Origin of the sequence: Mesorhizobium sp. M0815 (assembly GCF_040319995.1) — a bacterium.
Lineage (GTDB): Bacteria > Pseudomonadota > Alphaproteobacteria > Rhizobiales > Rhizobiaceae > Mesorhizobium.
Genome location: NZ_JAMYOU010000045.1, coordinates 1 through 13,722, shown reverse-complemented (window position 1 = coordinate 13,722; position 13,722 = coordinate 1). Strand labels below are relative to the sequence as shown.

14 protein-coding genes are annotated in these 13,722 nt (G+C 63.2%); 3 read left to right on the top strand and 11 right to left on the bottom strand.

Annotated elements, in window-relative coordinates; genetic code table 11:
- Nucleotides 1-116 precede the first annotated feature (116 nt).
- From NKI01_RS28805 to NKI01_RS28790, 4 genes are all read right to left on the bottom strand, one after another.
- Nucleotides 117-455, bottom strand: a complete 339-nt coding sequence (locus NKI01_RS28805; protein WP_023719268.1) for an ArsR/SmtB family transcription factor — start codon at nt 453-455, stop codon at nt 117-119.
- Nucleotides 456-628: 173 nt separating this feature from the next.
- Nucleotides 629-1,435: a HugZ family pyridoxamine 5'-phosphate oxidase gene (locus NKI01_RS28800; protein ID WP_198030492.1), complete on the bottom strand. Its 807-nt coding sequence runs from the start codon at nt 1,433-1,435 to the stop codon at nt 629-631.
- Nucleotides 1,407-2,168: a 3-hydroxyacyl-CoA dehydrogenase gene (locus tag NKI01_RS28795; RefSeq protein WP_352642757.1), complete on the bottom strand. Its 762-nt coding sequence runs from the start codon at nt 2,166-2,168 to the stop codon at nt 1,407-1,409. Before NKI01_RS28795 ends, NKI01_RS28800 begins: the two co-directional genes overlap by 29 nt.
- A 63-nt stretch (nt 2,169-2,231) precedes the next feature.
- Entirely contained in the window at nt 2,232-2,768 is a 537-nt protein-coding gene (locus NKI01_RS28790) for a GNAT family N-acetyltransferase (protein WP_352965497.1), read from the bottom strand.
- A 272-nt stretch (nt 2,769-3,040) separates the two neighbouring features.
- Here NKI01_RS28790 and NKI01_RS28785 point away from each other — a divergent pair, with 272 nt between their 5' ends.
- Nucleotides 3,041-4,030 (top strand): glutathione S-transferase family protein, encoded by a 990-nt coding sequence (locus tag NKI01_RS28785; protein WP_352965494.1) that lies wholly within the window; start codon nt 3,041-3,043, stop codon nt 4,028-4,030.
- 10 nt (nt 4,031-4,040) lie between these two features.
- Here the strand turns inward: NKI01_RS28785 and NKI01_RS28780 are convergent, their stop codons facing one another.
- Complete coding sequence (locus NKI01_RS28780; RefSeq protein ID WP_352965491.1) at nt 4,041-4,412, bottom strand: ABZJ_00895 family protein; 372 nt, start codon at nt 4,410-4,412, stop codon at nt 4,041-4,043.
- A 197-nt stretch (nt 4,413-4,609) separates the two neighbouring features.
- Nucleotides 4,610-5,107, bottom strand: coding sequence for an NUDIX domain-containing protein (locus NKI01_RS28775; RefSeq protein WP_023719262.1), 498 nt, complete (start codon nt 5,105-5,107; stop codon nt 4,610-4,612).
- A gap of 53 nt (nt 5,108-5,160) precedes the next feature.
- Between NKI01_RS28775 and NKI01_RS28770 the strand changes: the two genes are divergently transcribed.
- The gene (locus NKI01_RS28770; RefSeq protein ID WP_023719261.1) at nt 5,161-6,105 is read left to right on the top strand and encodes a metallophosphoesterase family protein; all 945 of its coding nucleotides are present in this window, start codon (nt 5,161-5,163) and stop codon (nt 6,103-6,105) included.
- A 76-nt stretch (nt 6,106-6,181) separates the two neighbouring features.
- Here the strand turns inward: NKI01_RS28770 and NKI01_RS28765 are convergent, their stop codons facing one another.
- The 4 genes from NKI01_RS28765 to leuA all read right to left on the bottom strand — a co-directional run bounded on the left by NKI01_RS28765 (nt 6,182) and on the right by leuA (nt 11,532).
- Complete coding sequence (locus NKI01_RS28765; RefSeq protein ID WP_352482042.1) at nt 6,182-6,799, bottom strand: hypothetical protein; 618 nt, start codon at nt 6,797-6,799, stop codon at nt 6,182-6,184.
- A gap of 133 nt (nt 6,800-6,932) precedes the next feature.
- Nucleotides 6,933-7,736: an alpha/beta fold hydrolase gene (locus tag NKI01_RS28760; protein ID WP_352965488.1), complete on the bottom strand. Its 804-nt coding sequence runs from the start codon at nt 7,734-7,736 to the stop codon at nt 6,933-6,935.
- 185 nt (nt 7,737-7,921) lie between these two features.
- The gene (locus NKI01_RS28755) at nt 7,922-9,712 is read right to left on the bottom strand and encodes a tetratricopeptide repeat protein (protein WP_352591689.1); all 1,791 of its coding nucleotides are present in this window, start codon (nt 9,710-9,712) and stop codon (nt 7,922-7,924) included.
- Nucleotides 9,713-9,855: 143 nt separating this feature from the next.
- On the bottom strand, nt 9,856-11,532 hold the full coding sequence (gene leuA, locus NKI01_RS28750) for a 2-isopropylmalate synthase (RefSeq protein ID WP_352965512.1): 1,677 nt from the start codon (nt 11,530-11,532) through the stop codon (nt 9,856-9,858).
- A 590-nt stretch (nt 11,533-12,122) separates the two neighbouring features.
- Here leuA and NKI01_RS28745 point away from each other — a divergent pair.
- On the top strand, nt 12,123-12,437 hold the full coding sequence (locus tag NKI01_RS28745; RefSeq protein WP_352494774.1) for a nuclear transport factor 2 family protein: 315 nt from the start codon (nt 12,123-12,125) through the stop codon (nt 12,435-12,437).
- A gap of 19 nt (nt 12,438-12,456) precedes the next feature.
- Here the strand turns inward: NKI01_RS28745 and NKI01_RS28740 are convergent, their stop codons facing one another.
- Nucleotides 12,457-13,545 (bottom strand): AbrB family transcriptional regulator, encoded by a 1,089-nt coding sequence (locus NKI01_RS28740; RefSeq protein WP_352494775.1) that lies wholly within the window; start codon nt 13,543-13,545, stop codon nt 12,457-12,459.
- Between the last annotated feature and the right edge of the window lie 177 nt (nt 13,546-13,722).

The window sequence follows — 13,722 nt, the reverse complement described above, 5'->3', positions numbered from 1 at the left end:
GACTTGGCAGCAAAGCGGACTTGCCGGCCAAACGGACTTGCCGGCCAAACGGACTTGCCGGCCAAACGGACTTGGCGACCAAACGGATTTGGCGGGGCGTTCTCCGCCCCGGCCAATCAGGTCCCGGCGCGACGCAGCCGGTGAGCCATCTGCGACAGTTCACCTTCGCCGAAAATGCCGTCCAGCATGTGCAGCAGTTCGCGTACCGCGCCGGATTTGCAGGAATAATAGATCATTTGCCGGTCGCGACGGGTCTCGACAAGGTCGGAAGCCCTGAGCTTGGCCAGATGCTGCGACAAAGCGGATTGGCTGAGCGACACTTTCTCGGCTATGGCGCCGACCGACATTTCGCCCTCGGCCAGATAGCTCATGATCAACAAACGTTTTTCGTTGCCCATCAGCGTCAGAAACGCGGCCGCGGCTCCGGCGTTGGCGACTAGCTTGTTCGAGACCATAGATCCCCCATGCCTTCCTGCTCATCCGCCGCTATGGGGGCAATAGCGTCGGATTCCATAGACTTTCCCTATAGATGCACGCCAGCGATTCAGCGTCACTCGCAAAGGTAGAACATTTCGCTCAAATCTCAAGGCTTGCTTTCCATGCAAGCCGATTAACTGTGCGGCTGTGATCAATTTGCCGATCGGGCAGCCTTTGCCATGTCGACCAGGACAGGCCTGAGGTCGCGTGCCGCCTGCAGCGGATTGGGAAAAAAGACCCGGCAGACATTGTCGCCGGATACGAGATCCATCCCGTCGGCGTCGAAGCCGGTGACGATCCAGCCGTCGCGCTCGGCCCCGCCGAAATGACTTGCGTAGAGGGCAATCGCATCGAGATGGTCGGCGTTCATGTGGTCGAGTGCCGATTGCTCGCCGGCGGCAAGCTCTTCAACGATTGCTCCCGTCGCGACCAGATCGGCGCGTTCGAGCAGATAGGCCTTGCCGAAGCCGCCGTTCAGGCTGGCGCGCTCCGGTTCGAGCCGGAAGATCGAGAAGTCGCCGAGCCCGGCATAGAGCTTCGCCTTGGGATTGCGGTTGAGGTAGCGCCGCTCGGCGCGGGCGTGTTCGTTCGATCCGCGTTCGAGCCGTACGGCGCGGCAGACGAGCGTCAATCGCGGATGCGCCAGCGGATCGCCCTTGCCGGGTTCGCCGACGAGCAGCGAGCAGCGCGGGTCGGCAAGGATAGCGCCGGTATGGGCGGACAGCATCGACACCAGGATCAATGGCGTGCCGTCGATGTCGGTGGCGACACCGACCCTGCTGGCCAGCGGCGAACCGGTTCCTGGCTCGAGCACTGCCAGCGCGCCGAAACGGGCGCTGCGGATCAGCGTCTTTGCCAGCCTGATCGCCTCGGCGTCGGTCGCGCGGATCACGTCTTTCCTGGGTTCGTCCAAAGCACCACCGTCGCGTTTACTTCGGCGCCATGCGGATGGCGCCATCGAGGCGAATGGTCTCGCCGTTGAGCATCTGGTTCTCGATGATGTGCAAGGCAAGTGCGGCATATTCCGAAGGCTCGCCCAAACGGGAAGGGAAGGGCACTGCCGCACCGAGCGAATCCTGCACCTCCTGCGGCATGCCGGCCATCATCGGCGTCCTGAAGATGCCGGGCGCGATGGTGCAGACGCGAATGCCGGAGCGGGCGAGATCGCGCGCCACCGGCAGCGTCATGCCGACGACGCCGCTTTTGGACGCCGAATAGGCCGCCTGACCGATCTGGCCGTCATAGGCCGCGACCGATGCGGTGTTGACGATGACGCCGCGCTCGCCGCCCTGCAGCGGCTCGAGCTTCGCGGTCCGGTCGGCAACCAGGCGAATCATGTTGAAGGTGCCGATCAGATTGACCTCGATCACCTTGCGGTATTGGTCGAGCGGATGTGGTCCGTCCTTGCCGATCGTCTTCATGCCGATAACGATGCCGGCGCAATTGACCAGGATGCGCGGCTCGCCGAGCGTCTCAGCCACTTCCGCGACAGCAGCGGCACCGCTTTCCGCGTCGCTCACATCGCATCGGACGGCAATGCCGCCGATGTCGGCCGCCACCTTGGCCGCCCGCTCGATGCCGAGATCGAGGACGGCAACCCTGGCGCCGCCGGCGGCAAGAGCGCGCGCCGTCGCCTCGCCAAGGCCGGAGCCGCCACCGGTGACGATCGCAATCTGGCCGTTCGGGTTCATCTCGACGTCCTCCTCCGAGCCCAGACTATTCTGCCAAGCCACCGTGCGACAGCGCCGGCATGGTCACGTCATCGCCGCGATGTGCTCGCCAATCCTCGCCTGGTCGGCGTGGCAAACCTCGCCCACCAGCCTTGCCACTGCGCCCGGCACGATCTCGTGCGCCAAAAGCCGGTCGAGGTCGACCGGACGCGGCATCGAGATCTGCCCACGCGGCAGCCTCTTGAAACCGAGCGGACCGTAATAGGGTTCGTCGCCGACCAGCATCACGGCCGGCGCGCCGGCTTTGGCAGCGGCTTCGAGCGCGATTGCCACCAGCCGGCGGCCGATGCCGAGGTTCTTGAAGGCCGGCTGCACGGCGAGCGGCCCTAGCATCAGCGCGCGGCCGGCGCCCGCGGCGATGCGTGTCATCCGTACCGAGGCGACGACGGTTGCGCCGTCGACGGCCACGAAGGACAAAGCCCGTTCATGCGGGCCACCTTGGCGGATCCTGTAGGCAGCAAGCACGAAACGGCCCGGCCCGAAGGCTTCGTCATTGATGGCTTCGATTTCAGGATCATGCGCCGGAGTTTCCGGCAGGTATTTCACGTCGGCAAGGCTCATGGTCTTTGCGTTCCGGTATGCGAGGAAAGGTTTGCTGCAAGCGGCAGCGTTCGCCAGTCAGCGCTTCATCAAGCGCGGGCGCTCTTTCGTCGTCGGTCGAACCGGATCAGGGCAAAGTCGAACATGCGGATTGTCCGCTAGCACCAATTTTCAGCCGCCGCAATCGGCCGGTTGCGCTCGACGACGCAGCTGTTGACGATCTGTTCAGCGCTGGCGATTTCGGCAGGTCCATTTCATGCCCTACATCAGGCAGGAACGCGAAAGGACATTTCATGGGATTGCTAGTCGAAGGCCAATGGCAGGACCGCTGGTACGATACCGGGGAGAGCGGCGGCAAATTCGTGCGGGCGCAGTCGCAGTGGCGCGACTGGGTGACCCGCCACGGCTTCCCGGCCGAAGGGCGAAAACGTGGCTTCAAGGCCGAGCCCGGCCGCTACCACCTCTATGTCTCGCTCGCCTGCCCGTGGGCGCATCGGACGTTGATCTTTCGCGTGCTCAAAAAACTCGAGGACGTGATTTCCGTCGCGGTCGTCCATCATTTCATGGGAACCGACGGCTGGACGTTCCTGGCCGAGGACGGCGCCACCGGCGACACGCTCTACGGCCTCGATTTCCTGCACCAGATCTACACCAGGGCCGATCCCGGCTATTCGGGCCGGGTCACCGTTCCCGTGCTGTGGGACAAACGCGAGCAGACCATCGTTTCCAACGAATCCTCCGAGATTATCCGCATGCTCAATTCGGCCTTCGACGAATGGGGCGATGCCAAGCTCGATTTCTATCCGCAACCGTTGCGCGGCGAGATCGATGCGGTCAATGCGCTGGTCTATCCCGCGATCAACAACGGCGTTTACCGTGCCGGCTTCGCCACCACGCAGGCAGCCTACGAGGAGGCGTTCGGCGAATTGTTCTCGACGCTCGACATGCTGGAGGACCGTCTGTCAAGGCAGCGCTATCTCGTCGGCGGCCGCATCACCGAGGCGGATTGGCGGCTGTTCACGACACTGGTCCGCTTCGACCCGGTCTATGTCGGCCATTTCAAGTGCAATCTGCGCCGCATCGCCGACTATCCGAACCTGTCGAATTATCTGCGCGACCTCCACCAGGTGCCAGGCGTCGCCGGCACGGTGAATTTGCACCACATCAAGTCGCACTATTACGGCAGCCACGAGACCATCAACCCGACACGCATCGTGCCGGTCGGGCCTGAGCTCGACTATGGCGCGCTGCACGACCGCGACAGGTTCAGGAAGGCGGCGTGAGACCGGCGCCCTAGCGGAAGGTTTCTGAGTCCATCTTTGCCCTTCTGACGAGATCAGCTTTCAATGTGGTATTTCCAAATCGATTGGAGTAGCCGAGCGACGTTGCCAGGAACGCCACGATGCCGCCGATCATGACGATCTGGACCGACATCTGGAGCGGGATTGCGCGAAACGATCCCGACAGCAGAAGCACGGCCATTCCAAAACCCATTTCTATCAGGCTTGAGAAGCCGACCATTTTCCAGAATTCAGTGCGAGTAAAAAGCCGAGCATGTCGCTTTATAAAAACAAAATATGTCACGAATGCCGCAAAAAGTTGTATTGCGAACTGGATGCCTCTTCCACTTTTTTCCAACCTGGATGGATCTATCCCAAGGACCATTGTCTAAATTAAGGCTGTAGCAAGAATTGTTGTCACAGTAATTACCGTGTAAAGTGAGATATATAGTACGATTCTAAACCTGTCGTTTTGGCTATGTTTCATTTTTCTCTTATCGCCTAATATATATATATTTCTCTCGGAGAACAATGTATGTTGCCGGCCTAAACCGAAGCAGCCAAAGCTGTTGGAGAGATGATCTACCAGTAAGGCGATGCCGAATTCCCCTCAAAAACTTCGGCAATCCGCCGCAGCGTCGCCGGTGTCGTGCCTTCCGGCAAGCGGTCGAGCGGAAAGAAGCCGGCTTCGGCGATCTCGCGGTCGGGCAGCTTAGGTGCTGGCTGGTCGAACTCCTCGACCAGATAGAGACCGACATGATCGCGGCGGCTGGCGCGGCGGTTGAAATGCAGGGACTTCAGCACCGGCGGTCCGGTCAGCGCGATGTTGCCTTCCTCGAAGACTTCGCGCGTCAGCGCTTCGATCATCGTCTCGCCCAACTCGACGCCACCGCCGGGCAGGTGCCAGCCAGGGACATAGGTGTGGCGGATGAGGAAGATGGAATTGGAGGGGCGGTCGTGGATCAAGCCGCGCACGCCGAGCGTCATCGGCCGCCGCAGTACGAAGTACAGGTGAAACAGCCTTGCCCTGAAGCCCGGCCAGCCGGTCTGGCGCAGGGCTTGCTCCGGATCCGGCGTCATCGTCCGCGAAACCGTGAGTGGAAAGCCGCGCGCGCCTCGCCTATGAAGAAAAGATGTTCAGGCTCGCGCATATTTCCGATGTCCATCTGGGGCCGCTTCCCGATGTAACCTATCGCGATCTCGCCTCCAAGCGCGTGGTCGGTTACGTCAATTGGCAGCGTAACCGCCGCCGCCACATGCACGACGCCGTCATCGACACGATCGTCGCCGACATGAAGGCCAGCGGGCCGGACCATCTCGCCATCACCGGTGACCTGGTCAATCTGGCGCTCGACGGAGAGATCGAGATGGCCAAGCACTGGCTGGAGACGCTGGGCTCGCCGAATGACGTGTCGGTCGTGCCAGGAAATCATGATGCCTATGTGCCGGGCGCCTTCGACAAGACCTGCCGGTCCTGGGCGGCATGGATGACCGGCGACGGCGTCAATACGCCGGTCGACCGCAACACCTTTCCCTATCTGCGCGTGCGCGGCGATGCTGCGCTGATCGGCGTCTCCACGGCGCGCGCCACGGCTCCGTTCATGGCCAACGGCTTCTTTCTGGAAGGCCAGGCGGAAAGGCTGCGCGACATGCTCGACGCCACAGGCAAGCGCGGCCTGTTCCGGGTGATCATGATCCACCACCCGCCGGTGCGCGGCGCCGTTTCGCAGAACAAGCGGCTGTTTGGCATCTCGCGCTTCCACAAGGTTCTTCACCGGCACGGCGCCGAGCTTGTGCTGCACGGCCATTCGCATGTGCCGTCGCTCTTCTTCATCGGCGCCCGCAAGGCCAAAATCCCGGTGGTCGGGGTCGCCGCCGCCGGGCAGGCCCCCGGCAGTTCGCATGCACCGGCGCAATATAATCTGCTCGACATCGACGGTGAAAAGGACAATTGGCGGATCAGGCTGACGCGCCGCGGCCTGACCGGGCCGGCATTGCCGCCCAGCGACCTGCAGACAATGGAGCTTGGCGTCGAAGCCGAGGCGTCGATGGCTGGAGCAATTCCAGGAAAAGTGTGAAACGGTTTTCCGTCCGGAATTGCGTCAAAACAAAGAGATAGAGCGGTTCAGCGTTTCCGTGAAACGCTGAACGGCTCTAGAAGCTGATTTTCATTGCGACAATACGGTCCCAGAACAGCACGAGCGAAATCGCCAGGCCGACCAGGGCGCCGGCGGCGATCAGGCCCAGGCCCGAGAAGAAGGCCGACCAGCCGTTGCTGCGCGCAGGGACATGCAGCGGCGGCTCGGCTTCCACCACTAGGGCGCGTTTCAGGCCGGCGACGGCCTGCTCGATGCCGCCTTCCATCATCCTTTGGCGTTCGACGACGCGCTCGGCGACATAGCGCGTCACCTGATCGGCAACGACCTTCATCTCGGTCGACTCGGCGAGCACGACGCGGCCGATGCGCGTGTCCTTGAGAAAGCGGTAGGTGCGGCGGTCGCGTCCCATGGCGACATGGCTGACGGCGTCGATCCACAGCCTTGGCTGCAGGCCGGACGAGACGGCGAAGTCGAAACTGTCCATGTCGGTGGGTACGTCGCCGAACACCGGGGCGAGTTCGGCGGCAAGCAAATCGAGCCGCATGCGATGCGCTTCGCGCATGTCGATGACGACGTCGTCGCGGTCGGCGAAGGCGTTCTTGACGTCGCGAATGGCATCGGACAGTTTTCGCGACTGATCGATCTGGGTGATGTTCTCGCCTGCATCCTTCATCGGCGTTGCCTCGCGGGTTTGGTTAACACCGAATTAACACAGCCGCCGGCAAAATGCACTTGCGAGATCGATGGGTGGGCAAGGGTTCGCTGGAGCAGCACCAGCGCCGCCGCCGTGCCTGTGCGAAGACCGATCAGCTCGCCGCAGCGGCGAATCCCGGACGAAGCCGCCTGCTGCGGCGTCGCATATTGCGACGGATGGCCTCGGCGATCAGGCCGGGCGCTTCCTCGACCAGCATATGGCCGACTTCCAGCACGTGGTGCAGATGAAAACGCTTCGGCAGGCCGTCCGCTTGGCTGACAGGCAGCACCGCGTCGTCCGTCCCCCAAACCACCATCACCGGCATGTTCAGCGTTTCAAGCCGCTCGCTCGGGATGACACCTTGCCGATCATCCCTGGTCATTGCAGCTGCGAGCTCGACAAGTGTCCCCAACTGGCCGGGACGCTGGCGCATCTCGTTGAGGAGATCGACCCGGTGCTGCGGGGGGTGGCTTTGCGGTCCCGACATGGCGGCAAGGCAGGCGCGGATTTCGTCGGTGCCGGCAGCGGCGGCGTAGCGGCGCAGCAGCGGGCCATTGATCTCAGGACCAAGACCGCCCGGTGCCAACAGCGTCAGCGAGGCCATTCTTTCGGGCTCGCTCAATGCCATCAGGGCGGCCACGGCGCCGCCCATCGAATGGCCGACGAGATGGGCCCGCTTTATCCCGCGTGCGGAAAGGTCCGCAAGGACGGCACTGGCTGCGATCCTGGCCGGACCGCCGTCCGGAAAATCGAGCGACAGCCCGTGAGCCGGCAGATCATAGGCCAAGGTCCGCGCGCCGGGCGCCAGGGACGCGACCACATCGCGCCAGTCGTCGTGGCAGCCACCGAAGCCATGCAGGAAGACAATCGTCGTCGGGCCGGTGCCCCGTTCGGCAGCGTAAAGGGATCGGGTCATGCAAACTTAATGGGTTTGTGCCGGGATCAGTCCGGATGCCGGGGGGATCAGTCTTTGTGCCGCGATTGGTCTTTATGCCGCGATGGGTTTGGGCCGGTTCAATCGTGTCTGAATTGCGCTTTGGCCGTGCGGATGGCCAGTAAAATTTTCGCGATCAGCTGACGTCGTTCGCGCGCCGGAAGACGTCAGCTGGCACCGCCAAGCCCGGCGGCGCGCAGGGCCTCTACCAGCCGGTTGGTCAGATCGGCGGGATATCTTCGCTCGACGAACGTTGCACGCGGATCGGCTGCGAATTTCGGGAATTTGGTCGTCAGTTCCTGCAGCAGCCTGCTTGCCAGCTTTTCGCGGCCGGCAGCGTTGGCACCGATCAGCCGCGCCGCCAGATAATGCGATTTCATTTCCGTCGTTCGCAAGCCGTCGCTGGCAAGCGTCGCCTTGTTCATGTCGCCCATCATGAACTCTCCTGCGAACAGCCCGTAATCCCACCATGTCGGATGGGCGCTGGCGATATCCACCGCGTGAGCAAGGATCGGGGTGCCCTCGCTGTACCTGCCGGCGAAAACGAGCCCGTAGCCATAGGCGGCGGCCATTGCGAGATCGTAAGGATTGAGTTCGTAGGCCTTGCGCATCCAGCGGATCGATTCCTCGGAATTGCCGATGCGCGAATTGAGATAACCAAGGGCGCGGTGCGCATAGGGGCTGGTGGGGCCCATCTGGATGGCGCGATGGGCAAACATCATCGCCTTTTCCATCGTCGCGTCGGCGGGGTAGGGATAATGGTCGGTGACCGCCTCCAGATGCAAGGACGCGAGTTCCGAATAGACGAGCGACGACTTCGCCTCCCGGTTGGCAAGATCTTCGAGGCAGCGGTAGGCGGCTTCGTGCGTCTGCGCGTTCTGGTCGAGATAATATTTGCCGTTGAGCACCAGACACGCCGTCAGCCCGGTCTGGATGCCGCTCTGCTCGATGTAATTGTAGATCGTGCCCGAGGCGGGAAGAGCCGAGCTCAAAATGCCGGAGATTTGGTCCTCGATAGCGGTGTTTGCGCTGTCGCCGGCGGTCAGGTTGCGTGACAGCAGCACGCGGCCGGTCGCCACGCTCTGCAGCTCGAGCATAATGTCGCCGCTGCGCGGCCCGGGCAGGACATCGAACACGAAGCTGGCGGCGTCGGTAAGTGGATCGGGCGGGCTGTCGGCATCACGACCGATGAAGTTGATGGTATCGAAGCCGCTAAGGCCGGCGCGCAGTGATGCAGCGACACCGCGAGCCACGTCGCTGTCGGCCTTGATGGCAATGTAAACCTGGGGGAGGGTTTCAACCGGAGGCGCCGCTATGCTGCCGGTCGCCACCGCGGTCTCGACCGCCGTGTCGCCGCCGGTCAGCAACACCACGCTGCCCTGGCGAAGGATCAGCACACCCAGCATGAGGATGACCAGCGCGATCGCCAGCCAGAAGAACTGCAAATGGCGCTGCAGCGACGGTGCAGCGGGGCTGAGCGCTGGAACGCTCAGCAATGCAGCCGGATGTGCCCGGTTGCGGGCATCCTCCGAGGATCCGGGCGGGGCGCTCGTCGCCGCCTCCTCTGTCGCCGGCTGCGGCTTGCTCTCTGCCTCGGCCTCCGCCGGCAAGCGAATGGCATTGAGTTCGTAGGATGGAACATAGCCGCCGCGCGGAATGGCGATGCGGACCGGTTCGGCAACGCCCTCGTTGGCGAAGTACTGCTGCAGCAGCTCGCGCAGCCTGCCGGCCTGCACCCGCACCACCGCATCGGTCGACGGATCGAAATCGCCGTCCTTGCCGAAGACGTCCATCGCTATAGAGAAGCCCTTGAGCCTATCGGCTTCGCCTGCCTGCTCGCGCTCGACCAGGTAGCGGAGCAGCTTGCGCGCGCGCTCGGATCGTCCGAACGTTTCGCTGGCAAGCAATCGCTCCAACGTTTCGCGCACTGCGGGGGCGGCAGGCGTGGTATGCTGCAAGTGTCGATCCCTTCGAATTCGGCACAGGTTGAGGTACGATCATATAGCGCTGGCGCCGCCTTACAAGCATGTGCTTATGGTGCGATAGCGTACCCACCGGATAAATATCCGGTGGGCTGATGGCGCGGGCCTGGCAGTTTCGGCTAGCCGCCCTTTCGGCCGACGATGCGGTTGGCGGCCGAAACCACGGCTTCGAGCGAGGCGGCGACGATATTGGTGTTGATGCCGGCGCCGAACAGCTTGCCGCCCGGATGTTCCATCTCGACATAGGAAATGGCCGAGGCATTCGAGCCGCGCTGCATGGAATGCTCGGAATAATCGAGCACCGACATCGGCACCCCGACATGGCGCGACAGCGCATCGACGAAGCCGTCGATCGGGCCAGTACCGGTGCCGGATATGGTCACCTCCTTGCCCCTGTCGAGGATCACCGCTTCGACCACGCGCCGGCCCTTGACCTCGGTGTCGGGGTAGGTGTGGTGGTCGAGGAACTTCAGCCGCGCGCCGGGCTGGTCGACATAGGTGTCGAGAAAACGCTCGTAGATGCGCTTGGCCGGCACCTCCTTGCCTTCGGCGTCGGTGATCGCCTGGATAGCCTGGCTGAACTCGATCTGCAGGTTGCGCGGCAGGTTGAGGCCGTAATCCGCATGCAGCACATAGGCGATACCGCCCTTGCCGGACTGCGAGTTGATGCGGATGATGGCTTCGTAGCTGCGGCCGACATCGGCCGGGTCGATCGGCAGGTAGGGCACCTCCCAGTGCGGCGTGTTGGCCTTGCGCAGCGCCTTCATGCCCTTGTTGATGGCGTCCTGGTGCGAGCCGGAAAAGGCGGTGTAGACGAGCTCGCCAACATAGGGATGGCGCTCGGGGATCTTCAGCTGGTTGGAGTATTCGTAGACGTCCTTCATGCGGTTGATGTCGGAGCAGTCGAGCCCGGGATCGACGCCTTGCGTGTACATGTTGAGCGCCAGCGTGACGATGTCGACATTGCCGGTGCGCTCGCCATTGCCGAACAGCGTGCCTTCGACGCGGTCGGCGCCCGCCATCAGGCCGAGTTCGGTGGTGGCGATGCCGGTGCCGCGGTCGTTGTGCGGATGCAGCGAGATCAACAGGTTCTCGCGGTTGTCGAGATTGCGGCACATCCATTCGATGCGGTCGGCATAGACGTTCGGCGTCGACATCTCGACCGTGGAGGGCAGGTTGATGATCAGCTTGTTTTCCGCCGTCGGCTGGACGATTTCGGTGACGGCGTTGCAGATCTCCAGCGCCACTTCGAGCTCGGTGCCGGTAAAGCTTTCCGGCGAATATTCAAAACGATAGCCGCCGCCGGCCTTCGCCGCCATGTCGGTGATCATCTTGGCCGCGTCGGTGGCGATCCGCTTGATGCCGGCGACGTCTTTCTCGAAGACGACGCGGCGCTGCAGCTCGCTCGTCGAATTGTAGAAATGGACGATCGGGTTGGTGGCACCCTTGAGCGCCTCGAAAGTGCGGGTGATCAGTTCCGGCCGGCACTGCACCAGCACCTGCAGCGAGACGTCGGCGGGCACGTTGCCTTGTTCGATGCACCAGCGGGCGAAATCGAAGTCGGTCTGCGAGGCCGACGGGAAGCCGATCTCGATCTCCTTGAAGCCCATGTCGAGCAGCAGGGCGAACATGCGCGCCTTGCGTTCCTGGCCCATCGGATCGATCAGCGCCTGGTTGCCGTCGCGCAGGTCGACCGAGCACCAGATCGGCGCCTTGTCGATCACTCTCGAAGGCCAGGTGCGATCGGCAAGGCCGACGGTCGGATAGGGCTGGTATTTGCGGGCGGCGTCCGGCATGCCCTTTACCGCAGGCTTGCTGATTTCCTCTACATTCAGACGGATATCTTCTCGTGCGTTCATCGTCATTTCTCCCGGCGGCTCGCGGATCCAGCTTCAGCCGGATTGGTGGCGAGCGGCGCCTTTACCAGAATTTCGTTCGCTTGATGTGACGTGCCAATTTGTGACTGGCCAAGGAGCGTGCGCGTGAGCGGCAATTCGACCGCCGGGCGCTCCTTCAGCGAACCCGGCGATCGCCGATAAGGCCGAGAAGCAGCAGGGTGGAGGCAAGCGCGCGAACGGTCTGGCCGGCAATGCCGGTCGGGCGGGACGCAAAAGAGGTGGCGCGCGGGCTCATGGCGGATTCATACAGGAGCGGGCAAAGCGAGGCAAGTGGGAGCCTCGCCGTCGCAGAAGCTGCCGATCTCCCCCCGCAAGGGGGAGATTGGATGTCGCCTTGGTTTTCGCCAACATTCAAAGTTGAGGGTGGGGCAACTTTGTTCTTGCTTTGTGCCGGCAGCTATGCTACTAATCTGGCTATGGTGCTGATTGGCGCCGAGGACCCGCCGTCGAGGCGGGTTTTTTATTTCCGGCACCTCCCAGGAGGAAACATGACCACACCCGATCCGATCCGCCGCTTTGTCGAAGCCACCAATGCCGGCGATAGCGAAGCCTTCCTGGACAGTTTCACGCCCGACGCCTTCCTGAGCGACTGGGGCCGGTCGTTCAAGGGCCGCGAGCAGATTGCGCGCTGGAACCAGTCGGACAATATCGGCGTGCAATCCAGACTCCGCATCCTCGGCATCGCAGCGAAGGACGGCACCTACCGCGTTCGCATCGCCGTCGAAGGCAACGGTTTCAACGGCGACGGCGATATGGTCTTCACGCTGGACGGCGAGCGTATATCGGGCCTGGTGATCAGCTGACGCACTGCCCGGCTGGTCTTTACTCCCGCAGGCTTCTCGCCACCAGCCGCGCCACGCTTGGGCCGACCAGAAGCACGATCAGGAAGCGTGCCGATTGCAGCGCCATGACGAAGGAGATGTCGACGTGCTGCGCGGCGGCGGCGATGATGGCGACGCTGTCCATGCCGCCGGGGCTGGTCGCCAGGTAGGCGGTCAGCGGATCGATGCCGAGCAGGCGGCTGATCAGGAAGGCGAGGCCGCCGCAAAAGACGATCAGGGCAATGATCGAGCCGACGATCTGCGGCAGCGCGCGGGCCGCGTGGCGCAAGATGGCCCTGGTGAAATTCAGGCCGATGCTCCAGCCGATCATCGTATAGCTCAAGGCGAGCAGCCAGGGCGGCAGCTGCATGGTCACGCCGAGCCCGAGATGGATCACGGTGCCGAAAATGAAGGTGCCGAGGAAGAACGGCGACGGCAGCCTGAAAAGCTTTCCGGCGAGGCCGCCGACCAGCGCCACGCCGAATGTCGCGGCCAAGCCTTTCGGGTCGACCGGCGGAAACCAGACGATGGCCGGCACCTCGATGCCTGAGGTGTCGACCCAAAGCTTGGCCACCAGGGCCGCCGTCATCGAGACGCAGATGACGCGCAGATAGAGCATGAAGGCGACGAGGCGCTGGTCGGCGCCGAAGGCACCGGCCATCAGCACCATGGCGGTGGCGGCGCCCGGCGACGAACCCCAGACGGCGGTGGTGCCGGGCAGGATGCGCCAGCGGCTGATCAGCCAGCCAAGCAGGCTGGATGCCGCGACCGTCGCCATCACGACGCCGAGGAACAGCGGCCATTCCTTGTAGAAGACGGGAAAGATATCGGCCGAGATGGAACTGGCGACCAGGCAGCCGACGACCGCCTGGGCGGAGCCGAACAGAACCCGCGGCACGCGCACCGTGGCGCCGTTGGTGCCGGCAGCGATGGCAGCCAGCATCGGCCCGATCAGCAGTGCGGCGGGCAGGGCGGCGAGTTCCAGCGCGCCGGCAAACAGCACCGAGACCACCACCAGGACCGGCCACTGCCAGCCCTTGTGGATCCGCCCCAGGTGCTCGATGGCCGGCGGGTTCGGGGAAGAATCCATAGATCGGCTCTTAGACCGGTCGCGAAAAAATGCGAACCCTTTTTGCGGGGGAAAAGGGCTTGGGTGGTAATGGCACCAGCCATCCGTAGCGATCCTTCGCGCCCCCCTCTGTCCTGCCGGACATCTCCCCCTCTAGTCCCTATGATTGCTGGGCCTGAGGGCGGCCCGTCATCCGAT

Excerpts from the sequence above, each read along its gene's own strand:
- NKI01_RS28805 (WP_023719268.1), bottom strand. The coding sequence starts at position 455 with ATGGTCTCGAACAAGCTAGTCGCCAACGCCGGAGCCGCGGCCGCGTTT.
- NKI01_RS28800 (WP_198030492.1), bottom strand. The coding sequence starts at position 1,435 with ATGGCGCCATCCGCATGGCGCCGAAGTAAACGCGACGGTGGTGCTTTG.
- NKI01_RS28795 (WP_352642757.1), bottom strand. The coding sequence starts at position 2,168 with ATGAACCCGAACGGCCAGATTGCGATCGTCACCGGTGGCGGCTCCGGC.
- NKI01_RS28790 (WP_352965497.1), bottom strand. The coding sequence starts at position 2,768 with ATGAGCCTTGCCGACGTGAAATACCTGCCGGAAACTCCGGCGCATGAT.
- NKI01_RS28785 (WP_352965494.1), top strand. The coding sequence starts at position 3,041 with ATGGGATTGCTAGTCGAAGGCCAATGGCAGGACCGCTGGTACGATACC.
- NKI01_RS28780 (WP_352965491.1), bottom strand. The coding sequence starts at position 4,412 with ATGGTCCTTGGGATAGATCCATCCAGGTTGGAAAAAAGTGGAAGAGGC.
- NKI01_RS28775 (WP_023719262.1), bottom strand. The coding sequence starts at position 5,107 with ATGACGCCGGATCCGGAGCAAGCCCTGCGCCAGACCGGCTGGCCGGGC.
- NKI01_RS28770 (WP_023719261.1), top strand. The coding sequence starts at position 5,161 with ATGTTCAGGCTCGCGCATATTTCCGATGTCCATCTGGGGCCGCTTCCC.
- NKI01_RS28765 (WP_352482042.1), bottom strand. The coding sequence starts at position 6,799 with ATGAAGGATGCAGGCGAGAACATCACCCAGATCGATCAGTCGCGAAAA.
- NKI01_RS28760 (WP_352965488.1), bottom strand. The coding sequence starts at position 7,736 with ATGACCCGATCCCTTTACGCTGCCGAACGGGGCACCGGCCCGACGACG.
- leuA (WP_352965512.1), bottom strand. The coding sequence starts at position 11,532 with ATGCCGGACGCCGCCCGCAAATACCAGCCCTATCCGACCGTCGGCCTT.
- NKI01_RS28745 (WP_352494774.1), top strand. The coding sequence starts at position 12,123 with ATGACCACACCCGATCCGATCCGCCGCTTTGTCGAAGCCACCAATGCC.
- NKI01_RS28740 (WP_352494775.1), bottom strand. The coding sequence starts at position 13,545 with ATGGATTCTTCCCCGAACCCGCCGGCCATCGAGCACCTGGGGCGGATC.